The 21812-nt window shown below is 62.0% G+C and carries 18 protein-coding genes; 13 read left to right on the plus strand and 5 right to left on the minus strand.

Features of this window, described 5'->3' with window-relative positions; all coding sequences use genetic code 11:
* Window position 1: 1 nt before the first annotated feature.
* Genes ACSSVH_RS19690 through ACSSVH_RS19700 form a run of 3 tightly spaced genes read right to left on the minus strand, consistent with a single transcriptional unit; the run spans window position 2 to window position 2327 of the window.
* Window positions 2–820: a segregation and condensation protein A gene (locus ACSSVH_RS19690; protein ID WP_492633626.1), complete on the minus strand. Its 819-nt coding sequence runs from the start codon at window positions 818–820 to the stop codon at window positions 2–4.
* Window positions 821–1450: an L-threonylcarbamoyladenylate synthase gene (locus ACSSVH_RS19695; protein ID WP_169954698.1), complete on the minus strand. Its 630-nt coding sequence runs from the start codon at window positions 1448–1450 to the stop codon at window positions 821–823. It abuts the gene before it with no gap.
* Between the two features lie 13 nt (window positions 1451–1463).
* Complete coding sequence (locus ACSSVH_RS19700; protein ID WP_169954697.1) at window positions 1464–2327, minus strand: PHP domain-containing protein; 864 nt, start codon at window positions 2325–2327, stop codon at window positions 1464–1466.
* Between the two features lie 87 nt (window positions 2328–2414).
* Here ACSSVH_RS19700 and ACSSVH_RS19705 point away from each other — a divergent pair, with 87 nt between their 5' ends.
* The 7 genes from ACSSVH_RS19705 (at window position 2415) to ACSSVH_RS19735 (ending at window position 7984) form a co-directional block, all read left to right on the plus strand.
* Window positions 2415–3011 (plus strand): septation protein A, encoded by a 597-nt coding sequence (locus ACSSVH_RS19705; RefSeq protein WP_169954696.1) that lies wholly within the window; start codon window positions 2415–2417, stop codon window positions 3009–3011.
* Between the two features lies 1 nt (window position 3012).
* Window positions 3013–3312 carry a YciI family protein gene (locus ACSSVH_RS19710; protein WP_169954695.1) on the plus strand — a complete coding sequence of 100 codons (300 nt, stop codon included), beginning with the start codon at window positions 3013–3015 and terminating at the stop codon, window positions 3310–3312.
* Window positions 3313–3418: 106 nt separating this feature from the next.
* Window positions 3419–3826, plus strand: a complete 408-nt coding sequence (locus ACSSVH_RS19715; RefSeq protein ID WP_169954694.1) for an SH3 domain-containing protein — start codon at window positions 3419–3421, stop codon at window positions 3824–3826.
* 7 nt (window positions 3827–3833) lie between these two features.
* On the plus strand, window positions 3834–4511 hold the full coding sequence (locus ACSSVH_RS19720; RefSeq protein ID WP_169954693.1) for a response regulator transcription factor: 678 nt from the start codon (window positions 3834–3836) through the stop codon (window positions 4509–4511).
* Between the two features lie 216 nt (window positions 4512–4727).
* A complete protein-coding gene (locus tag ACSSVH_RS19725) occupies window positions 4728–5189 on the plus strand; it encodes an LTXXQ domain protein (RefSeq protein ID WP_169954692.1) in 462 nt (153 codons plus the stop codon).
* A 64-nt stretch (window positions 5190–5253) separates the two neighbouring features.
* The gene (locus tag ACSSVH_RS19730; protein ID WP_492633627.1) at window positions 5254–6597 is read left to right on the plus strand and encodes a sensor histidine kinase; all 1344 of its coding nucleotides are present in this window, start codon (window positions 5254–5256) and stop codon (window positions 6595–6597) included.
* Window positions 6598–6637: 40 nt separating this feature from the next.
* On the plus strand, window positions 6638–7984 hold the full coding sequence (locus ACSSVH_RS19735; RefSeq protein ID WP_492633628.1) for a CoA transferase: 1347 nt from the start codon (window positions 6638–6640) through the stop codon (window positions 7982–7984).
* 133 nt (window positions 7985–8117) lie between these two features.
* Here ACSSVH_RS19735 and arcD (ACSSVH_RS19740) read toward each other — a convergent pair whose 3' ends face one another.
* On the minus strand, window positions 8118–9545 hold the full coding sequence (gene arcD / locus ACSSVH_RS19740) for an arginine-ornithine antiporter (RefSeq protein WP_170056863.1): 1428 nt from the start codon (window positions 9543–9545) through the stop codon (window positions 8118–8120).
* Between the two features lie 448 nt (window positions 9546–9993).
* Here arcD (ACSSVH_RS19740) and arcD (ACSSVH_RS19745) point away from each other — a divergent pair, with 448 nt between their 5' ends.
* The 6 genes from arcD (ACSSVH_RS19745) (at window position 9994) to gcsR (ending at window position 17039) form a co-directional block, all read left to right on the plus strand.
* Window positions 9994–11421 (plus strand): arginine-ornithine antiporter, encoded by a 1428-nt coding sequence (gene arcD, locus ACSSVH_RS19745; protein ID WP_169954688.1) that lies wholly within the window; start codon window positions 9994–9996, stop codon window positions 11419–11421.
* A 34-nt stretch (window positions 11422–11455) separates the two neighbouring features.
* Window positions 11456–12712: an arginine deiminase gene (arcA, locus tag ACSSVH_RS19750; protein ID WP_169954687.1), complete on the plus strand. Its 1257-nt coding sequence runs from the start codon at window positions 11456–11458 to the stop codon at window positions 12710–12712.
* Window positions 12713–12781: 69 nt separating this feature from the next.
* Window positions 12782–13792 carry an ornithine carbamoyltransferase gene (locus ACSSVH_RS19755; RefSeq protein WP_038442811.1) on the plus strand — a complete coding sequence of 337 codons (1011 nt, stop codon included), beginning with the start codon at window positions 12782–12784 and terminating at the stop codon, window positions 13790–13792.
* 200 nt (window positions 13793–13992) lie between these two features.
* The gene (gene arcC / locus ACSSVH_RS19760) at window positions 13993–14922 is read left to right on the plus strand and encodes a carbamate kinase (RefSeq protein WP_170041908.1); all 930 of its coding nucleotides are present in this window, start codon (window positions 13993–13995) and stop codon (window positions 14920–14922) included.
* A 60-nt stretch (window positions 14923–14982) separates the two neighbouring features.
* Window positions 14983–15345 (plus strand): DUF5064 family protein, encoded by a 363-nt coding sequence (locus ACSSVH_RS19765; RefSeq protein ID WP_169954685.1) that lies wholly within the window; start codon window positions 14983–14985, stop codon window positions 15343–15345.
* 185 nt (window positions 15346–15530) lie between these two features.
* Window positions 15531–17039: a transcriptional regulator GcsR gene (gene gcsR, locus ACSSVH_RS19770; protein ID WP_169954684.1), complete on the plus strand. Its 1509-nt coding sequence runs from the start codon at window positions 15531–15533 to the stop codon at window positions 17037–17039.
* Here the strand turns inward: gcsR and ACSSVH_RS19775 are convergent, their stop codons facing one another.
* Complete coding sequence (locus ACSSVH_RS19775) at window positions 17040–21710, minus strand: hypothetical protein (protein ID WP_492633629.1); 4671 nt, start codon at window positions 21708–21710, stop codon at window positions 17040–17042.
* Between the last annotated feature and the right edge of the window lie 102 nt (window positions 21711–21812).

A 21812-nucleotide genomic window follows, 5' to 3' on the forward strand; every position in this document is an offset into this window, starting at 1 on the left:
GTTATTCGGCTCGCGCCCGCACGTGGATAGCCGCAAAAGGCTCATTCTGCACCAGCTCGACCAAGGACTCCTTGACCAGCTCGAGGACCGCCATAAAGGTCACGACCACGCCCAGGCGCCCCTCTTCGGCGGTAAACAGCTCGACAAACGGCACAAACCCGCCGCCCTTCAGGCGCTCCAGCACATCGCTCATGCGCTCGCGGGTGGACAAGGCTTCGCGGCTGACCTGGTGGCTTTCAAACATATCGCCACGGCGCAGCACCTCGGCCATGGACATCAGCAGTTCTTCCAGGCTCACATCTGGCAACAATTTACGCGCCCGGGCCTCCGGCGCATCGAGCTTGGGCACCACCACGTCACGGCCCACGCGGCTCAAGCCGTCGATGCCTTCGGCGGCAGCCTTGAAGCGCTCGTACTCCTGCAGGCGGCGGATCAGTTCGGCGCGGGGGTCGTCCTCTTCCGCTTCGATCGTCTCGGAGCGCGGCAGCAGCATGCGCGACTTGATCTCCGCCAGCATCGCAGCCATCACCAGGTACTCGGCGGCCAACTCCAGGCGCACCGACTGCATCAACTCGACATAACCCATGTACTGGCGGGTGATTTCCGCCACCGGGATGTCGAGGATATTGATGTTCTGTTTGCGGATCAGGTACAGCAGCAAGTCAAGCGGGCCTTCGAAGGCCTCAAGGAAGACTTCCAGGGCATCCGGCGGGATGTACAGGTCCAGGGGCATTTCCATGACGGCCTGGCCGTAGACCATGGCAAATGGCAGTTCCTGCTGGGCACCGGCCTGGCTGTCGACGGTTTCCACGGCCGACATTCAGGCCTCGACCATGAACGGTGCCGGGTCGCCACAGCCTACCCGGATCACCTCTGGCTCGCCGTCGGCCAGGTTGATCACGGTGGACGCCTTGCCACCGCCGAAGCCGCCGTCGATGATCAGGTCCACCTGTTTTTCCAGGAGTTGTCGCATTTCGTAGGGGTCTTCCAACGGTTCAGTCTCGCCGGGCATGATCAGCGACACGCTCATCAGCGGCTCACCCAGCTCGGCCAGCAGCGCCAGGGCGATGGGGTGCTCCGGCACCCGCAGGCCGATGGTGCGTTTCTTCGGGTGCAGCAGCAGGCGCGGCACCTCGCGGGTGGCATTGAGAATAAAGGTATAGGGCCCTGGCGTATGGGCCTTGAGCAGGCGGAAGGTGCCGGTATCGACCTTGGCGAACAGCCCCAGCTGCGACAGGTCGCTGCAGATCAGCGCGAAGTTGTGGTTTTTATCCAGGTCGCGCAGGCGTCTTACGCGCTCCACCGCATTCTTGTCGCCGATCTGGCAACCAATGGCGTAGGAGGAGTCCGTGGGGTAGATCACCACGCCACCGGCGCGAATGATCTCCACGGCCTGTTTGATCAGCCGCGCTTGCGGATTTTCCGGATGAATCTGGAAAAATTGACTCACGTTCTCTACCTGTTCAGACAGTGGCGGTAATGGGGTCATGCTTGAATCGCCCCCACAGGAGCGGCAAGTCTTCCGGGACCGGGCGGTATTCGCCGATCTCCGACCAGCCGCCTGGGCCATGGAAATCACTGCCGGCACTGACCAGCAGACCAAATTCACGGGCAAGAATCGCCAGGCTGCCAACCTGTTCGGCGGGTTGATGCCCATTGACCACTTCGATGGCGTGGCCACCCGCTTGAATATAGTCGCCTATCAGCTTGCGACGCTTGCTGCGGGTAAAATCGTAATGCCAGGGGTGCGCCAGGCTGACCCAGGCCCCGGAGGCGCGCAGGGTCGCCACAGTGTCTTCGAGGGTCGGCCAATGCAGCTTGACGTCCCCCAGCTTGCCGGCGCCCAGCCATTTGCGGAACGCTTCGGCGCGATCCTTGACGTAACCCTCGCGCACCATCCAGTCGGCAAAATGCGGGCGGGCCGGCGCGTTGCCGCTGTCACCCAGCGCCTGCTGGATGGCACGGGCGCCCTCAAGGGCATTGGGCATACCCTTGAGCGCCAGTTTGCGGCTTATTTCTTCGGACCGCAGCCAGCGGCCATCGTGCAACCGGGCGATAGCCTCCACCAGCGGCGGGGCCGTGACATCAAAACCGTAGCCCAACACATGAATGGTTGCGCCGCCCCAGGTGCAGGACAGCTCGACGCCATTGACCAGTTGCATGCCCAGCGCCGTGGCGGCAATACGCGCCTCGTCCAGGCCTTCAAGGGTGTCGTGGTCGGTCAACGACAGGACTCGCACGCCTTTTTCAAACGCACGCGCAACCAGTACCGCGGGCGCCAGGGCGCCGTCGGAGGCCGTGCTGTGGCAGTGCAAATCAACATTCACGGGAGTCTGTAACCTCAAGTCAGCTGGCGCTTACGCTACCAAGGATGTTTGTTATTATGCCGCCACATCCAGCTTCTGGCTCTTACTGTGAAACAATTCATCGACTTCATCCCGCTGTTGCTGTTCTTCATCGTTACCAAACTCGACCCCAGGGTCATCGATATCGCCGGTCATGAGCTGTCGTTCGGGGGGATCTACAGCGCCACTGCCGTCCTGATCGTCAGCTCTGTGGTGGTCTACGGCGCCATCTTCATCTCCCAGCGCAAACTCGAAAAAAGCCAATGGCTGACCCTCATCGCCTGCCTGGTATTTGGCGGCCTGACCCTGGCCTTCCACAGCGAAACCTTCCTTAAATGGAAAGCCCCGGTGGTCAACTGGCTGTTCGCCCTGGTCTTTATCGGCAGCCACTTCATCGGTGATCGCCTGCTGATCAAGCGAATCATGGGCCATGCGCTGACCCTGCCGGAGCCGGTCTGGACACGCTTGAACGTGGCCTGGATCGTATTTTTCCTGTTCTGCGGCGCCGCCAACCTGTTCGTGGCCTTTACCTTCCAGAACTATTGGGTCGACTTCAAGGTGTTCGGCAGCCTGGGCATGACCGTCCTGTTCCTGATCGGCCAGGGTATCTACCTGTCGCGCCACCTGCATGACACCGCCCCTACCACGCCAAAAACCGAGGACTGACATGCTCTACGCCATCATTGCCACCGACGTCGCCAACTCCCTGGAAAAACGCCTGTCCGTGCGCCCGGCCCACGTGGAACGCCTCAAGGCGCTACAGGCCGAAGGGCGCTTGGTGCTCGCCGGCCCACACCCGGCCGTCGACAGCAATGATCCGGGAGATGCCGGCTTCACCGGCAGCCTGATCATCGCCGAGTTCGCCTCCCTGGCCGATGCCCAGGCCTGGGCCAAGGCCGACCCGTATGTTGCAGCCGGCGCCTATGCCGATGTCGTGATCAAACCCTTCAAGCAAGTCCTGCCTTGATTCAGGTGACGCCGAACCTATTGGGTTCGGCAAACGTCTAATCGCTCATTATTCTCGGTAACCTGCCGACAACGTTCTGAATATTCGTGTGGAATCAGGAGTTCCGATGCGCTTACGTCAGTTGTGTCTGTTGGCAGTGTTAACGATCGGGGCTACGGCCCAGGCTGAAGAAACCTCGAACACCGGCAGTTCCACGCCCCTGTCCTTGAGTGCCGGCAGCCAGATCACCGAGTTGCAGCAACGCTTGAAAGAAAGCGAACGCCTGCGCGAAGAACTGAGCAAACAATTGCAAACTGCCGATGCCGCCCGCGAAAGTGCGCAACTGAGCCGGCTGCGCCAGGACAATCAGCGCCTGGCCCAGCAACTCAAGGACGCGCAAGGTGGCGCCCTGCCACGTTGGCTCACCGACCAGCAGCAATGGTTCGTGATTGGCGCAGGAGTTGCGCTGGTTGCCCTGCTGTGCGGTATCTTCGCCAGTGGCGGGCATCGGCGCCGTCGACAATGGCTAAATTGAGTGAGTCATGAGCGAGCTGTTACTGATAGATGATGACCAGGAGCTCTGTGAGCTGCTGACCAGTTGGTTGAGCCAGGAAGGTTTCCAGGTGCGTGCTTGCCATGACGGCGTGAGTGCGCGCAAAGCCCTGGCCGACGCCGCGCCGGCGGCCGTGGTGCTGGACGTGATGCTGCCCGATGGCAGCGGCCTGGAGTTGCTCAAGCAATTGCGCGCCGACCACCCTGAATTGCCGGTACTGATGCTTTCGGCCCGGGGCGAGCCCCTGGACCGGATCCTCGGCCTGGAACTGGGCGCCGATGACTACCTGGCCAAACCCTGCGACCCCCGCGAACTGACCGCCCGCCTGCGGGCCGTATTGCGCCGCAGCCACCCGACGGCGGTGTCGACCCAACTGGAACTGGGCGACCTGTGCTTCAGCCCGGTGCGTGGCGTGGTGATCATCGACAGTCAGGAACTGACCCTCACCCTGTCCGAAAGCCGCCTGCTGGAAGCCTTGCTGCGCCAGCCGGGCGAGCCCCTGGACAAGCAGGAACTGGCGCAGATCGCCCTGGGCCGCAAGCTGACCCTGTATGACCGCAGCCTGGACATGCACGTGAGCAACCTGCGCAAGAAAATCGGCCCGCATGCCGACGGCCGCCCGCGGATCGTCGCACTGCGCAGCCGTGGCTACTACTACACCCCCTGAAATCCCCTGTAGGAACCGGCTTGCCGGCGATGAGGCCCTTGAGTCATACGCTGATCCAACGGACGCCATCGCCGGCAAGCCGGCTCCTACCTGTTTTGTAAGTGCCCGCCCAATCTGTCTTTACCCAAGCTTTACCCTCCCCTGACCGCCGCTGACCTTGATCTTCGTAATCTACTCACATCCGGAATCACCGGAACCGAGACAAGGAGAAACACCATGCGCAAGACCCTTATCGCTCTGATGTTCGCCGCAGCCCTGCCTACCGTCGCCATGGCCATGCCAGAAGGCCAAGGCCCGATGGGCGGCCCTGCAGGCCACATGATGGGTGGCCCGGGCCACGGCGGTGAACACGGCATGCGCGGCAAAGGCGGCCCTTTCAGCCAGCTCGACCTGACCCGCGAACAGCGCCAGCAGATCGGCAAGCTGATGGGCGAACAACGCGAAGGCCGCCAGCAACTGGTCAAGAAGTACCTGGACAAACTCCCGGCTGCTGAGCAGAAAGCCATGAACGACGAAATGGCCGCCGCCAAGCAGAAAACCCAGGCGGATATCCGCGCCCTGCTCAAGCCTGACCAGCAGAAGAAGTTCGACGAAATGGCGAAGAAACGCGCCGAACGCCAAGCCGAGTGGCAGCAATTCCAGGCCTGGAAAGCGCAACAACCGCAAAAAGCGCAATAATGCGTTAGCAACCTCCCAGCCCAGTGGCCCGTGCCGCTGGGCTTTTCCTGTTTGAGGGTTTCCTGTGCGTTCACTCTTCTGGCGCATCCTTGCCAGTTTCTGGCTGGCCATCGCCCTGGTTGCCGGGCTGTCGATCCTGCTTGGGCATATGCTCAACCAGGACGCCTGGATTCTCAGCCGCCATCCCGGCCTCAATAACCTGGCCGAAGAATGGACCCAGCGTTACGAAACCCAAGGCGAGGACGCCGCCCAGGACTTGTTGCAACAGCGCAAGCGCCAGTACCACGTCGATGTACAAGTGCTCAACGAGAGCGGCGACCCGGTGGTGCGTGGCACCTTCCCGCGCCGTGCCGCCGCCTTCGAAGCGCGACAGCATGAGAGCCACGAAGGCCGGCTGCCCTGGCGCCGCCTGACAGCCGAGTACACCAGCGAAAAAACCGGCGACACCTACCTGCTGATCTACCGCATTGCCCTGCCGGAGCTGGATGCCTGGCACCGCAGCAGCCTGCTCTGGCCCTTGAGTGCCCTGGCGATTGCATTGGTGGTGCTGACCCTGTTCAGCCTGCTGGTGACCCTGTCGATCACCCGCCCCCTCAGCCGCCTGCGCGGAGCGGTACATGATCTGGGCCAGGCCACATACCAGCAAAACAGCCTGGCGCGCCTGGCCGACCGGCGCGATGAATTTGGCGTGCTGGCCACCGACTTCAATCGCATGGGCGCACGCCTGCAAAGCCTGATCGGCAGCCAGCGGCAATTGCTGCGCGATGTGTCCCACGAACTGCGCTCGCCACTGGCCCGCCTGCGGATCGCCCTGGCCCTGGCCGAACGGGCCACCCCCGAGGCGCGGGAAAAACTCTGGCCACGCCTGACCCTGGAATGTGATCGCCTGGAAGCGTTGATCAGCGAAATCCTGGTCCTGGCGCGGGTGGATGCCGACAACGCCAGCGCCGAAGACATCGACCTCAATACCCTGCTCAGGACCCTGCAAAAGGACGCCCAACTCGGCGCCCCGGACCAGGAAGTACAGCTTCACGCCGACCCGGCGCTGACACTCAAGGGCTGGCCACATATGATCGAGCGGGCACTGGACAACCTGTTGCGCAATGCCCTGCGCTTCACCCCGCCCAGCCAGCCAATTGAAATGCGCGCCCAGCGTGAAGGCGAACGCATTGTGATCAGTGTGCGCGACCATGGCCCGGGCGTGGATGCCGAGCACCTGCAAAAGCTGGGCGAGCCGTTTTACCGCGCCCCCGGGCAAACCGCCCAGGGGCATGGCCTGGGCCTGGCCATCGCCCGCCGGGCAGCCGAGCGTCATGGCGGCAGCCTGACCCTGGCCAATCATCCCGACGGCGGTTTTATCGCCACCCTGGACTTGCCCTTGCAACCGGGGATTGCAGCCCACCCCTGAAGATCTTCTATGATGGCCCTTCTCTTATGGAGGGCCTTTGATGACTGATCTGCTCACCTCGATCCAGCGTGCACTCGATCTGCCGCCCACACCGCTGGCGACCGCCGAGGCCGGCGCCTTGCCCTCAGCCTTCGCCGTCACCGAGTTGGCTTGCGCCAGCATGGGTGCCGCCGTCCAGGCCGTAGCCCGGTTGCTGGAACAACAGACCGGGCGCCTGCCCCTGGTCAGCGTGGACCGGCGCCTGGCCTCATTCTGGTTCTCCAGTTCCCTGCGCCCACAGGGCTGGAGCGTGCCGCCGTTGTGGGACCCGATTGCCGGCGACTACGCCTGCGCCGACGGCTGGATTCGCCTGCACACCAACGCCCCTCACCACCGCGCGGCTGCCGAGCGTGTGTTGGGACAGGTCGCGGACCGGGCGGCGATGACGCTCAAGGTCGCCCCATGGAGCGCTGCCGAGCTTGAGCAGGCGATTGTCGACGAGGCCGGCTGCGCCGCACAGATGCGCACCTGGCAGGAGTGGCAAGCCCATCCCCAGGGGTTGGCGGTCAATCAGGAACCGTTGCTGGCGCGAAAACGCTTCGACACGGCCGGCAAAACCCGCTGGCTCGGCAACGTGGCGCGCCCGCTGGCGGGGGTCAAGGTACTGGACCTGACCCGCGTGTTGGCCGGCCCCGTGGCCAGTCGTTTTCTCGCCGGCCTTGGCGCCAACGTCTTGCGCATCGACGCCCCCGACTGGAACGAACCCGGGGTCGTGCCGGAGATGACCCTGGGCAAGCGCTGCGCGCGCCTTGACCTTAAACACCCCAGCGACCGGCAATTGTTCGAAAGCTTACTCAAGGATGCCGACATTCTGTTCCACGGTTATCGGGCAGATGCGCTGGAGCAACTGGGTTACAACGCGAGCGCCTTGCAGCAGATTAGCCCCGGCCTGATCGACGTCAGCCTCAACGCCTACGGCTGGAGCGGCCCATGGCGCAATCGCCGGGGCTTCGACAGCCTGGTGCAGATGAGCAGCGGCATCGCCCACGCCGGCATGCTGTACAAACAGGCAGATAAACCGGTGCCGCTGCCGGTGCAGGCGCTGGACCATGCCACCGGCTACCTGATGGCGGCCAGTGCGATACAGGCCTTGGCCGAGCGCTTGAGCAGTGGGCATGGGGGTTCGGCACGGCTGTCGCTGGCGCGTACGGCGAAGCTGTTGATCGAGGCGGGACAAGACAAACAGCCAGCGTTGCGTGAAGAAGAACCGGGTGATCAGGGACTGCTGGTAGAGCAGACGGCCTGGGGGCCGGCCCATCGTTTGCTGGCGCCGGTCAGTCTTACCGGGACTCCGCTGCAATGGGATTTGCCGGCTGGGGAATTGGGCGCGCATCGGGCACAGTGGTGACCTTGAAAGGGTCATCGCGGCGATGCGGCGACCCGACAAGCCCGCTCCCACAGTTGATCGTGTGCAGTTCAAACAACTCGGTCAAATGTGGGAGCGGGCTTGCCCGCGATGAGGTCCACCAGGCACAACAATTTCACAAGGTCAGCACCCCGCTGTACAACCCATACGCCGCCAGGCTCGCCCCGGCGATCACGCAACTGAAAATTCCTTTTTCCAGCAACGTAAACAAAGGCTGGCCCTGCTCGCGCTTGGCCTGGGCGAACAGGATCACCCCTGGGGCATACAACAGCGCCGACAGCAGCAGGTATTTCAAGCCGCCGGCATACAGCAGCCACACCGCATACCCCAGCGCAATCACCCCCACCAGCAGGTCCTTGAGCCGCTGGCCATGGGCTCCCTCGTAGGTTTCCCCGCGCCCGCACAGCAGCACGGCATAGGCCGCCGACCATAAATACGGCACGAGGATCATCGACGACGCCAGGTAGATCAGCGTGGTGTAGGTGCTGGCCGAAAACAGCGTGATCACCAGGAACAACTGGATCATCACATTGGTCAGCCACAACGCATTGACCGGCACCCGGTTGGCGTTTTCCTTTTTCAGGAAGGCCGGCATGGTCTTGTCATGGGCAGTGGCGTAGAGAATCTCGGCGCACAGCAAGGCCCATGACAGCAACGCGCCGAGCAGCGACACCGCCAGGCCGATGCTGATCAACATCGCGCCCCAGGGCCCGACGATATGTTCCAGCACGCCCGCCAAGGACGGGTTCTGCAGGTTGGCCAACTCCGGTTGGCTCATGATCCCCAAAGACAGCACGTTGACCAGCACCAGCAGGGCCAAGACCCCGACAAACCCGATCACCGTGGCGCGGCCCACGTCCGAGCGTTTTTCCGCGCGCGCCGAGTACACGCTGGCGCCTTCGATGCCGATAAACACAAACACGGTGACCAGCATCATGTTGCGCACCTGGTCCATCACCCCACCAAATTGCGGGTTGCCCAGGCCCCAGATATCCCGGGTGAAAATATCCGCCTTGAACGCCACGGCGGCGATCACGATAAACATCAGCAGCGGCACGATCTTGGCCACGGTGGTGACCTGGTTGATAAACGCGGCCTCCTTGATCCCGCGCATCACCAGAAAATGCACGGCCCACAGCAGCAGCGACGCGCAGCCGATCGCCACCGGCGTATTACCCTGGCCAAACACCGGGAAAAAATAGCCCAGGGTGCTGAACAGCAGCACGAAGTAACCGACGTTGCCCATCCAGGCACTGATCCAATAGCCCCAGGCCGACGAGAACCCCATGTAGTCGCCAAAACCGGCCTTGGCGTAGGCATACACACCCGAATCCAGGTTGGGCTTGCGGTTGGCCAGGGTCTGGAACACAAAGGCCAGGGTCAGCATGCCAATGGCGGTGATGCCCCAACCGATCAGGATCGCTCCCACCTCGGCCCGCGCGGCCATGTTCTGCGGTAACGAGAAGATCCCGCCGCCAATCATTGAGCCCACTACCAACGCCACCAAGGCGCTGAGGCGCAGCTTTTGTGCCGGTTGCGACATAGAAACTCCTGCAGATGAAACCGTCATCGAGCTAACAACTGTGCACTCGGCTAATTTATCGAAAACATGCAACGTTTATTAGCTATAGCGAATAAAACTGCTCGCCTCATAACTTAATGACATTTCAGTTAGTCGAGTTTAGGCAAATTTAGAATTTAAATACCACTTGTCTTTTATCCATGAGGGGTATCTGACAAAGCCTCTTGAAAAAGTTTGCACATCTGCGAAAACGGGCTAGCTTCAAACATCCACGCCTTAGGCATATAGCATTAACCCGAACGGATAAAAGCTCTGGGACGTGCTTATCCGAGCAATTATACGCCCGCTGCATTTATTCATAAGTCTTTAATTCACAATGGAATGTGCCAATGAAGTGATCTGAGTCAGCTGTTTGAATAGCGCACAGTTTTATTCTGTGGTCTCTCTTCTCCTGCATTGGAGTCACGCAATGTCTGAATCCCCCGGAAAACTTCGATTAGGCGCCCTTGTTGCTCTAGTTGTGGGCTCAATGATTGGCGGCGGGATCTTCTCGTTGCCGCAAAACATGGCCGCCAGCGCCGATGTCGGTGCGGTATTGATTGGTTGGGTTATCACTGCCGTAGGTATGTTGACCCTGGCCTTTGTATTCCAGACCCTGGCCAACCGTAAACCTGACCTGGACGGCGGCGTGTACGCCTACGCCAAGGCCGGTTTTGGTGACTACATGGGTTTCTCCTCCGCCTGGGGCTACTGGATCAGTGCCTGGCTGGGCAACGTCGGCTACTTCGTGCTGTTGTTCAGCACCCTCGGTTACTTCTTCCCCATCTTCGGCGAAGGCAACACCCCGGCAGCGGTGATTGGCGCGTCGGTGTTGTTGTGGGCCGTGCACTTTCTGGTACTGCGCGGGATCAAGGAAGCCGCATTCATCAACCTGGTGACCACGGTCGCCAAGGTCGTGCCGCTGGTGCTGTTTGTGTTGATCGCCCTGTTCGCGTTCAAGCTGGACATCTTCACCGCTGACATCTGGGGCGTGAAAAACCCCGACCTGGGCAGTGTGATGAACCAGGTGCGCAACATGATGCTGGTCACCGTCTGGGTATTTATCGGTATCGAAGGCGCGAGCATCTTCTCGTCCCGTGCCGAAAAACGTTCGGACGTGGGCAAGGCCACCGTCATCGGCTTTATCACCGTGCTGCTGTTCCTGATGCTGGTGAACGTGCTGTCCCTGGGGATCATGACCCAACCGGAACTGGCCAAGCTGCAGAACCCGTCGATGGCGGCCGTGCTGGAGCATGTGGTCGGCCATTGGGGCGCGGTGTTGATCAGCGTCGGCTTGATCATCTCGTTGCTGGGCGCGCTGCTGTCGTGGGTGCTGCTGTGTGCAGAGATCATGTTCGCCGCCGCCAAAGACCACACCATGCCGGAGTTCCTGCGTAAGGAAAACGCCAACCATGTGCCGGTCAACGCCCTGTGGCTGACCAACGCCATGGTCCAGATCTTCCTGGTGATCACGCTGTTTTCCGCCAGTACCTACCTGTCGCTGATCTATCTCGCCACCTCGATGATCCTGGTGCCCTACCTGTGGTCGGCAGCCTACGCGCTGTTGCTGGCGGTACGCGGCGAGACCTACGAGGCGGCCCTGGCCGAGCGCAAGAAAGACCTGTTCATCGGCTCCATTGCCCTGATCTACGCGGTCTGGCTGCTGTATGCCGGTGGCACCAAATACCTGCTGCTCTCCGCCCTGCTCTACGCCCCCGGCGCGATCCTGTTCGCCAAGGCCAAGCGTGAACTGGGCAAACCGATTTTCACCAACGTCGAGAAGCTGATTTTCGCCGCAGTGGTCATTGGCGCCCTGGTGGCGGCCTATGGGCTCTACGACGGCTTCCTGACCCTGTAACACCTGAATCTTTTTGTTCACTGGAGGATCTGTAATGACCACGGAAAAAGTTAAGTACGGCGTACATTCCGAAGCCGGCAAACTGCGCAAAGTCATGGTGTGTTCCCCAGGTCTGGCCCATCAGCGGCTGACCCCCAACAATTGCGACGAACTGCTCTTCGATGACGTGCTCTGGGTGGCCCAGGCCAAGCGCGACCATTTCGACTTCGTTACCAAGATGCGCGAGCGCGATATCGATGTGCTGGAAATGCACAACCTGTTGACCGAGATTGTCGCCATCCCCGAAGCGCTGGACTGGATCCTGGAGCGCAAGATCACCGCCAACACGGTTGGCCTGGGCCTGGTCGATGAAGTCGGCTCGTGGCTCAAAAGCCTGGAGCCGCGCAAGATCGCCGAGTTCCTGATCGGTGGTGTATCCGCCGATGACCTGCCAAGCAGCTTCGGTGGCAAGACCATCGAGATGTTCCGCGACTTCCTCGGCCACTCAAGCTTTATCCTGCCACCGCTGCCCAACACCCAGTTCACCCGCGACACCACCTGCTGGATCTACGGTGGCGTGACGCTCAACCCGATGTACTGGCCGGCGCGACGCCAGGAAACCCTGCTGACCACCGCCATCTACAAGTTCCACCCAGAGTTCACCAACGCCGACTTCCAGATCTGGTACGGCGACCCTGACCAGGAGCACGGTGCAGCCACCCTGGAAGGCGGCGACGTAATGCCAATTGGCAACGGCGTGGTGTTGATCGGCATGGGCGAGCGCTCCTCCCACCAGGCCATCGGCCAACTGGCGCGCAACCTGTTCAAGAACAAGGCCGTGGAAAAAGTCATCGTTGCCGGCCTGCCCAAGTCCCGCGCCGCGATGCACCTGGACACCGTGTTCAGCTTCTGCGACCGCGACCTGGTAACCATCTTCCCCGAAGTAGTGAACCAGATCGTCGCCTTCACCCTGCGCCCTGACGAGAGCAAGCCCCACGGCATCGACATCCACCGCGAGAAAACCAACTTCCTCGACACCGTGGCCGCAGCCCTTGGCCTCAAGGCCCTGCGTGTGGTGGAAACCGGCGGCAACAGCTTCGCCGCCGAACGCGAACAGTGGGACGACGGCAACAACGTGGTGGCCGTGGAACCTGGCGTGGTGATCGGTTACGACCGCAACACCTACACCAACACCCTGCTGCGCAAGGCCGGTGTGGAAGTCATCACCATCAGCGCCGGCGAACTGGGCCGGGGCCGTGGCGGCGGCCACTGCATGACCTGCCCGATCATTCGCGACCCTATCGACTACTAAACGACCATCTCCCCGGCGGCATCCACCCGATGCCGCACGGGCCGATTACCGAATCCAAGGAGAATCATCATGGCGTTCAACATCCACAACCGTAACCTGCTGAGCCTGGAACACCACACCCCGCGCGAACTGCGGTACCTGCTGGACCTGTCCCGCGACCTCAAGCGCGCCAAGTACACCGGCACCGAGCAGCAGCACCTCAAGGGCAACAACATCGCGCTGATCTTCGAGAAAACCTCGACCCGCACCCGATGTGCCTTCGAAGTCGCGGCCTATGACCAGGGCGCCAACGTTACCTACATCGACCCGAACTCGTCGCAGATCGGCCACAAAGAAAGCATGAAAGACACCGCCCGCGTACTCGGGCGCATGTACGACGCCATTGAATACCGTGGCTTCAAGCAGGAAATCGTCGAAGAACTGGCGAAGTTCGCCGGGGTCCCGGTGTTCAACGGCCTGACCGATGAGTACCACCCAACCCAGATGATCGCCGACGTGTTGACCATGCGTGAACACGCTGACAAGCCGATCCACGACATCAGCTACGCCTACCTGGGCGACGCCCGCAACAACATGGGCAACTCGCTGCTGCTGGTCGGCGCCAAGCTGGGCATGGACGTACGCATCTGCGCACCAAAGGCCCTGTGGCCCCACGATGACCTGGTGGGTCGCTGCAAAAAATACGCAGAAGAAAGCGGTGCACGCATCACCCTCACCGAAGACCCGAAAGCCGCGGTCAAGGGCGTGGACTTTATCCACACCGACGTCTGGGTCTCCATGGGCGAGCCTGTGGAAGCCTGGGCCGAGCGTATCGAGCAACTGCTGCCGTACCAGGTCAATGCCCAATTGATGAAAGCCACCGGCAACCCACGCACCAAGTTCATGCACTGCCTGCCGGCGTTCCATAACAGCGATACCAAGGTCGGCAAACAGATTGCCGAACAGTATCCGCACCTGGCCAACGGCATCGAAGTGACCGACGACGTGTTCGAGTCCCCGGCCTGCATCGCCTTCGAGCAAGCGGAAAACCGCATGCACACCATCAAGGCGATCCTGGTTTCGACGCTGGCGGACCTGTAACCCAACACCGCTCCCACTGATGTAGCACGGGCAATGTGGGAGCGGGTTTTATGTGGGAGCCGGGCTTGCCCGCGATGCAGTCACCTCGGTCTGCCAGACATAGCGAGGTGAGGCCATCGCAGGCAAGCCAGCTCCCACATAAAGCCCGCTCCCACACTTGCTCCGGTGTTCACAAGGCCGAACTTTAGAAGGATTGCATTATGCGTATCGTCGTTGCACTGGGCGGTAACGCCCTGCTCCGCCGTGGTGAACCCATGACAGCGGACAACCAACGCGCCAATATCCGGATCGCCACCGAGCAGATTGCCAAGATTCATCCGGGCAATGAGCTGGTGATCGCCCACGGCAATGGGCCACAAGTCGGCCTGCTGTCGCTGCAAGCCGCCGCCTACACCCAGGTTTCGCCCTACCCGCTGGACGTGCTGGGTGCCGAAACCGAAGGCATGATCGGCTACATCATCGAACAGGAACTGGGCAACCTGCTGGACTTTGAGGTGCCTTTCGCCACCCTGCTGACCCAGGTTGAAGTGGACGCCAACGACCCGGCTTTCCAGAACCCGACCAAGCCGATCGGCCCGGTCTACTCCAAGGCCGAAGCGGAAAAACTGGCCGCCGAAAAAGGCTGGGCGATTGCCCCCGATGGCGATAAATATCGCCGGGTAGTGGCCAGCCCACGGCCCAAACGCATCTTTGAAATCCGCCCGATCAAGTGGCTGCTGGAAAAAAGCAGCATCGTGATCTGCGCAGGTGGCGGCGGCATCCCGACCATGTATGACGAGAACGGCAAGCTCAAGGGTATCGAAGCTGTGATCGATAAAGACCTGTGCTCCTCGCTGCTGGCCCAGCAACTGGAAGCCGACCTGCTGGTGATCGCCACCGACGTCAACGCGGCGTTTATCGACTTCGGCAAGCCGACGCAAAAGGCCATCGGCCAGGCGCACCCCGACGACATGGAAAAACTTGGCTTCGCCGCCGGCTCCATGGGGCCCAAGGTCCAGGCCGCCTGCGAGTTCGCCCGCAACACTGGCAAAACCGCAGTGATCGGTTCACTCTCGGACATCGAAGCCATCGTCCAGGGCACCGCCGGCACCCGTATCAGCACGGCAAAACCTGGCATCACCTACCTATAACTACACCAGGGCGGTTGTTGCAGCCGCCCTTCTCCAATGCCTTGTTAAGGAGAGACGCCTATGGCCATCTTTGAACCCGGTCACTTGCATATCGAACGCCACGCGTTGAATGCCCAGGATCACAGCTACGACCTGTGCATCGACTATGAAGTCAGCCAGGACCCGAAGGAAGGCAAGGGAATGCTCTTCAAAATGCACGGCTCCGTGCAGGGCAAGGACCTCAAGGAAGAATTCTTCCTGCCCAAGGACCAGGCCTACGACTTTGCCCGCCATGCCATGAACATCGCGCAGAAATACGGCATGCCGAAAACCGCGGTGCTCAACGGTGGCATGCATAAACAGTACGACCTGATGTTCGAGGATGTGCGCCACCAACTGGATGTAAAACCGGGCGACCCGATCAAGCCTGAACACCTGGAATAACCAAAACAGCTCAAATGTGGGAGCTGGCTTGTGTGGGAGCTGGCTTGCCTGCGATGCAGGCACCTCGGTGTGTCAGTCACCCCTCGATGATGCTATCGCAGGCAAGCCAGCTCCCACATTTTTGATCTCCACCCCCGCTCAGGCATACTGGCCACCCTCCGCATTGCAGAATCAACATCCACCCCATGCGTATCCACGTCAGCTTCATCGACCGCGTCGGCATCACCCAGGAAGTCCTGGCCTTGCTCGGTGGGCGCAATCTCAACCTGGATGCGGTGGAGATGATCCCGCCCAACGTCTACATCGACGCGCCGACCCTGAGCGTGGAGGTGCTGGAAGAGTTGCGCGATGCGCTGTTCAGCGTGCAGGGCGTACAGGCGGTGACGGTGGTGGATATCCTCCCCGGCCAGCGCCGTCACCTGCAACTCGACGCCCTGCTGGCGGCCATGACCGACCCGGTCCTGGCCCTGGACAGTGCCGGCAAGGTGCTGCTGGCCAACCCGGCGCTGATCGCCCTGTATGGTCGCGAACCGGCTGGCGAAAGCATCGCCGAGCTGTTTGAGGATCCGGCGCTGCTGGAAGCCTTGCTCGAACATGGCTTTCGCCTGCCCCTGCGCGAGATCAGCGTCAACGGCCAGACCTTGCTGCTGGACGCCACACCGATCACCGATGCCGGCGCGCTGCTGACGTTGTACCAACCCAACCGTATCGGCGAGCGACTTTCGGCGCTGCACCATGACCATGCCGAAGGTTTCGACGCACTTTTGGGCGAGTCGCCGGCGATCCGCACCCTCAAGACCCGTGCGCAACGAGTGGCGGCCCTCGACGCCCCGCTGTTGATCCAGGGCGAGACCGGCACCGGCAAAGAGCTGGTGGCCCGCGCCTGCCATGCCATCAGTGCGCGCCACAGCTCACCGTTCCTGGCGCTGAACTGCGCGGCACTCCCGGAAAACCTCGCCGAGAGCGAGCTGTTCGGCTACGCCCCCGGCGCCTTTACCGGCGCCCAGCGCGGCGGCAAGCCGGGGCTGATGGAGCTGGCCAACCAGGGCACGGTATTTCTCGACGAGATTGGCGAGATGTCGCCGTACTTGCAGGCCAAGCTCCTGCGTTTTCTCAATGACGGCAGCTTTCGCCGGGTCGGCGGCGACCGCGAGGTCAAGGTCAATGTGCGCATCCTCAGCGCCACCCACCGCGACCTGGAGAAAATGGTCAGCGAAGGCACCTTCCGCGAAGACCTGTTCTACCGCCTCAATGTGCTGAATGTGGAAGTGCCGCCCCTGCGCGAACGCGGCCAGGACATCCTGCTGCTGGCCCGCTACTTCATGCAGCAGGCCTGCGCGCAGATCCAGCGCCCGGTCTGCCGCCTGGCGCCGGGCACTTACCCGGCGCTGCTGGGCAACCGCTGGCCGGGTAACGTGCGCCAGTTGCAGAACGTGATCTTCCGCGCCGCCGCCATTTGCGAAAGCAACCTGGTGGACATTGGCGACCTGGATATCGCCGGCACCTCGGTCGCCCGCCAGAGCGACGGCGAAGTGGACAGCCTGGAACAGGCAGTGGAGGACTTTGAGCGCAGCCTCCTGGAAAAGCTCTATACCACCTATCCCTCGACACGCCAGTTGGCCAACCGCCTACAGACGTCTCACACCGCTATCGCCCATCGATTGCGCAAGTACGGCATCCCCGGTAAGCCATGATCACCAAAAAACCCGGCGCCCACGCTGGATCACCGCCCCGGTCGCGCTGAAAAACAGCTGCTGGGCCATGGCCGCGCTCAGGCGTGAATAGTAGATGGCGATCACGTCGCTGTCGGTCTTGTCGGCCAGGCCTCTAAAACTCATAAAGCGTTGTTCCGGGCGCTTGAGATGGCCGGCAGTGAAATCCGCATTGGCCGCCCCGGGAGTGCGGTAGTGAAAATGGGCGTAAGCCAACACCCTGCCCGCCTTGTCCTTGACCACATACTCCTGCAAAAAGTCATGCTCGCGCTTGAGCGCAATGCGCCCCTCTATCGGTAGGATCTGCACCTCATTCTGACTCTTGAGGTAGGCAATCCCCTCTTCATCCGGCGCCAGGCGCTTGACCATTTCGATCCGGATCAACCGGCCATGCTCCACCAGGCGGCTGGCGGCCTGCCCCAGCTCCTTGAGCAGAGGCTGTGCGGCAGCAGCGGTTTTCTCTTGCTCCAGGGCTTTGCGGATCTTGTCGGCCACCGCGCTGATTTTGCCGGCATGCCGCAACAGCCGGGCCTCGACGCTGGCGGGCAGGCTGGAAATACGCGCCTCGTTGCGGGCCTGCTCCAGCACGGTCGCCTGCCTGTCCAGCAGCTTGCGCCCATCGTCCTTGAGCCGCTCCAGGGAGCGCACCGCGCGCGCAGGCGGGGCGCTGGCCTCGGTGATCGACTCAAACTCATCCAGGCCAGGGGTCTGGCGAAAGCTCGCCACCACGCTTTGGTCAACCGGGTTGATAACATCGACAATGTCCTCGTTCAACTCCGGCGTACGCGCACGCACCTGGCCCACCAGGTACCGGCTCTTGCGGTCACGGATCAGGCGCTTGCCGCTACCCACCGCAGGCCTGGGCCTGGACGCGGGGGCCTGTTCGCGCTCGCGCAGCAACGTCGCCAGGGAGCCGCGGGCTTCGTGTTCCATGGCGTTGAGCATTTTGTGCAAGCGTTCGACGCTGCCCTCATACAGCAGGTCAGAAGCCATATCACCAAAGTCGCGCAGGGAGGCCTGGGTGGTGTCGTACTCGAACAGAATCGCCTCATACCCGTCGATGCGCTGCTGCACACTCAGTGAGCTGGCGTCTTGCAAGGTTTTTTGCGACTGCACCGATTGGATCGTCTCGTCGATCAGGGTCCCGATGCGGATGAAATCGTCATACTCCTCCGGCAGCGGCGGCCGGCGCAGGATCACCCCACCCAATGCCTTCAGTTGTACGGACTTCCAGTCCAGCGGCGTGCCCAGCGTCGAGGGCTGCAACGCATCAGCGCGTGATTCATACCCTGGCACCTCGGTCAGCCGGGCATAGTTGTTGCGTTCCAGGATGCTCAAATCGATCAGCTTTTCGTTGTAGCCAATGATCGTCTGCGTAGCCTGAACGAGCGAGTGGTGGGCTGCCTGAACCACGGCCACATCTTCATGGTCCAGTTGCTCATGCAACTGGCTACGGCGCTCGGCAGGCAGCACCTCGGTGGCGCGGTTGGTGACCAGCACTGCCATGCGCACCCGCAGGTTTTCGACTAGATCTTCCAGTTGCAGGATCCTCTCCGGTTCGAAGCGCTCCACGGGTTTGTTGGCGTTTTTTGCAAGTAACGCGTCCAGCTTGTCGAACTGCGCCCGGCTGAGTTTCTCCAGGTCGCCCAGGTAATGGTTGCGCAGGTCCTGCAGGGACTGATCAAAGAGTTTTTCCGGGCTGCCCTCGTGTGCCTCTTTAAAGTGCTCTTCGCTGGCTGCCACGGCACTTTCAGCCTCAAGCAGGCGCGCCGTGGTCTCCTGATAATGGTGCTCAAACATCTGGTTCTGGCGCTGGATATTGGCGCGTCGGGCGGCCGCCGACAGCTTTGGATGGCCGCCGAGCAATTGCAGGCCCAGGTCGACGTTCCACACCCCGTGTGCATCCTTGCGCAGCCAGGGGCCGACGCGCTGGGGGGCTCGTAGGTCGATGATGCGCCAGCGCCCCTCAACCTGCCTGACCCCATACAGCTTGCTGTCCAGCAGCATGTAGTCTTCATGGCTGACGGTTGCGTCGGCGCGCAGCACCGCGACTCGGCCCCGTACGGGACTGTCCGGCGAGTTGATCGCAGGGGTCGCCGGCCACTGCTCGCGGCGCCCGGGCGACCAGCGAAAGGTTGCCAGTTGTGCCTGCTGCGCCGCGTCGAGACGCAGCCGCGAGTTGGCCCAGGACAAATCCATACCCGTCACATCCGCCCGCGAACGCTGCCAGGCAGAGGCCGACAGCGTTTGCTGAACATGGGCCGTGGAGGTCTGGATGGGCGCCGACCGGAACTCGCTCAGCCGTAAGCGTTGATCAAGGCTGACGACCGGGCTCAGTAGCAAACCTGCGAGGCTGCCGAGCAATTCGGCCAGGGTAGTGGCCGATTCTTCCTGGCTGGCCCCGGCCGGCAACGCCAACACCGCACGAAAACTGCCATACACCTGGGCCAACCACCCCGCCACCGCCACCGACCCTCTGAGCATTGGCAGCAGGGCATTGAATATCTGCCATAGGTTGTTCTTGAACAGCGTCCAGCGCAGCGCCTCGACCGAGGTTGCGCGCTGTTCGGCGGCCTGCCACAGGCTCTTGGCGTTGTCATCGAAAACCGCCTCCAGGAACACCCCCGGCACGCACTCGTCACTGAGCAACGCCGGGCTGGAGGGGGCCGGCACGGCGTACTCGTCCCCCTGTAGAAAACGCTGCACATGAGGGCTGAGAAATCCACCATTGCCGAACAACGCCCGGCTCTTGTCAGGCAGACGCTCAAGCACTAGCGCCTGCAAATCACTGCCGGGGCGCGCGATCTCGTCGAGCAGCGCCTGGCGGCTGGCAAACTGTTGCAGGGCCGCCTCGGCCTGATCGGGCCGATACAGGATATGGGGCAATTCACCGTTATCCCGCGCACCGAGCACAAACAGGTTGCGGGCCTTGTGCACGGCGCCACCGGCATGGGTCAGGAACGCCAGGGGCCGGGCGACGATGACTTGGTTGCCGACTGTGCGCTGCAGCGGATCGTCCTGCAGCAGTGCGAGTACCACCGCTGCGCCTGCCGGGGTAAACCCGTTGCGCCGACGCAGGCTGTTTTCAAGGGCCCGCAGGGGCAACTGGAGCGCCATCTGCTCGACAAACAGGCGCCGGCGCCGTGCCGACTCTAGCGGGTCCACCAGCAACGCCTGCTTGAGCAGCGCCGGGTAGTGCAGGCCCACATCGACCGTTTCGATGAGTTTTTTCAGGTACGCCGGCTGCATCCACCTGGCGGGCACAACGCCTGGCCCGGCCTGGTGGCTGATCTGCACACTGGCGTAGGGGGTGGCGAAGGGGTTTTCCAGGGCCCAGGAGGTCAAGGTCCTGGTGCTGCGTTGCGTCCAGCCCACCGTTGCACCCTGGGTGCGTTCAAACGTCAGCAGGTAATCATCCGGGTTGATTGCCGCATGTTGCGGGTAATCCAGGCGCATCTGGCGTTGCAGCGCTTTGCGCGCAAACACGTCAATCGGGTCCAGGCCATCGAGGAACGACGCGCCACCCGTACGCTTGTGCAGGTGCGCCAGGCGCTCCAGCCATTGGCCGTAAGTGTGCCGATCAGCGCTGCTGGCCGCCTGCAACCACACTGGCAACTGCTCTTCGTGGGGCGGCTGGACATAATCGGCCTCGAACCAGACCTCGGGCGCAGTGAGCTTGTGCAGCAGGCGCTTGTAGCTGTCGACATCGGGCAATGCCGACCAGTCGACCCGCTTCAGCGCCCTGAACTGGCGCTCCAGCAAGGCCTGGGCCTGCGCATCGAAGACATCGCCCTGGGGCTCCCGGAGCCCCCATCTGACAAGCAGGCCGGGGCTGTAGTGGCTCATGTAGCGTGGCAGCAGGTTGCCCAACTCATCCAACGTACTGAGCTTGAGCACGCTCATCGCCGGCACATAGACCAGGTTGACCTGGTGCTGCGCCACCTCGCGCTGCAAGACCAATAGCGGCAGCCATTCGCCCGGCAGCCCATCCTGCCCCGCATACACTTGATAAATCCGCAGCACGTGGACCCCGCCCAGCGCCTGGCGATCCGCCTGGTACCCCCAGAGTTCTTGCGGCCCGTCGCCCAGGCCCAGGAGCTTTTGGCCTTGCTCCTTCGTCAGCGGCGGGTTCTGCCGGGCGCTGAGCAGGCACTTGCGCAGTTGCTTGGCGACCGCCCCCCAACGACTCAAAGCTGTATCGCCTGGAACATGGGCGTTCCAATAGGCCAACAGCCTCGCGTTAAAACCATCGGGCAATTCGGGCGCCAGGGTGTTGAGCATGATCGCGACATCATTGACCGAAACAGCGCCAATGAACGGGACAAGGCCCTGGGTTATCGAGCTGACCAGCACGCAATGCTGACCTGGCACATAACTTGGCACGTCGCGGCTCATGCAGCGCCGGATCAGGGCGTCGCTCAAGGTGCTGAGCTGGGCATAGCTGATGCCACTGGCCTGGGACGGCTGCCTTGAACCGATCCAGGTGCTGCCGGCCTGCAAACCGCTGTCACTGAATTGGTCGTTGATCCATTCCTGGATCATCGACTCGGCCACTTGCGCCAATGTCGGGCGCTGGGCGAACAGGTGCGCGAGAGAGTCGCGGGAAGCCTGTAGTTGTGAAATGCCCTGATTGGCCTCAATTGAATTGCTCATGCTGCGCGTCCTGATCGTCGGGAAGGGCAAAAAATACGCCGCTCTCTACTGCACTGTGCGCTGCATAAGTCTCCTGGCGTCCAGCCACGGGGGAACTTATCG

The sequence above is a fragment of the Pseudomonas sp. HC1(2025) genome (assembly GCF_058742075.1).

What these genes read in the sequence shown, in the direction of transcription:
- ACSSVH_RS19690 (WP_492633626.1), bottom strand. Translation starts at nt 820, where the DNA reads ATGTCGGCCGTGGAAACCGTCGACAGCCAGGCCGGTGCCCAGCAGGAA.
- ACSSVH_RS19710 (WP_169954695.1), top strand. Translation starts at nt 3,013, where the DNA reads ATGCTCTACGCCATCATTGCCACCGACGTCGCCAACTCCCTGGAAAAA.
- ACSSVH_RS19715 (WP_169954694.1), top strand. Translation starts at nt 3,419, where the DNA reads ATGCGCTTACGTCAGTTGTGTCTGTTGGCAGTGTTAACGATCGGGGCT.
- ACSSVH_RS19720 (WP_169954693.1), top strand. Translation starts at nt 3,834, where the DNA reads ATGAGCGAGCTGTTACTGATAGATGATGACCAGGAGCTCTGTGAGCTG.
- ACSSVH_RS19725 (WP_169954692.1), top strand. Translation starts at nt 4,728, where the DNA reads ATGCGCAAGACCCTTATCGCTCTGATGTTCGCCGCAGCCCTGCCTACC.
- ACSSVH_RS19735 (WP_492633628.1), top strand. Translation starts at nt 6,638, where the DNA reads ATGACTGATCTGCTCACCTCGATCCAGCGTGCACTCGATCTGCCGCCC.
- arcD (WP_170056863.1), bottom strand. Translation starts at nt 9,545, where the DNA reads ATGTCGCAACCGGCACAAAAGCTGCGCCTCAGCGCCTTGGTGGCGTTG.
- arcD (WP_169954688.1), top strand. Translation starts at nt 9,994, where the DNA reads ATGTCTGAATCCCCCGGAAAACTTCGATTAGGCGCCCTTGTTGCTCTA.
- arcA (WP_169954687.1), top strand. Translation starts at nt 11,456, where the DNA reads ATGACCACGGAAAAAGTTAAGTACGGCGTACATTCCGAAGCCGGCAAA.
- ACSSVH_RS19755 (WP_038442811.1), top strand. Translation starts at nt 12,782, where the DNA reads ATGGCGTTCAACATCCACAACCGTAACCTGCTGAGCCTGGAACACCAC.
- arcC (WP_170041908.1), top strand. Translation starts at nt 13,993, where the DNA reads ATGCGTATCGTCGTTGCACTGGGCGGTAACGCCCTGCTCCGCCGTGGT.
- ACSSVH_RS19765 (WP_169954685.1), top strand. Translation starts at nt 14,983, where the DNA reads ATGGCCATCTTTGAACCCGGTCACTTGCATATCGAACGCCACGCGTTG.
- gcsR (WP_169954684.1), top strand. Translation starts at nt 15,531, where the DNA reads ATGCGTATCCACGTCAGCTTCATCGACCGCGTCGGCATCACCCAGGAA.
- ACSSVH_RS19775 (WP_492633629.1), bottom strand. Translation starts at nt 21,710, where the DNA reads ATGAGCAATTCAATTGAGGCCAATCAGGGCATTTCACAACTACAGGCT.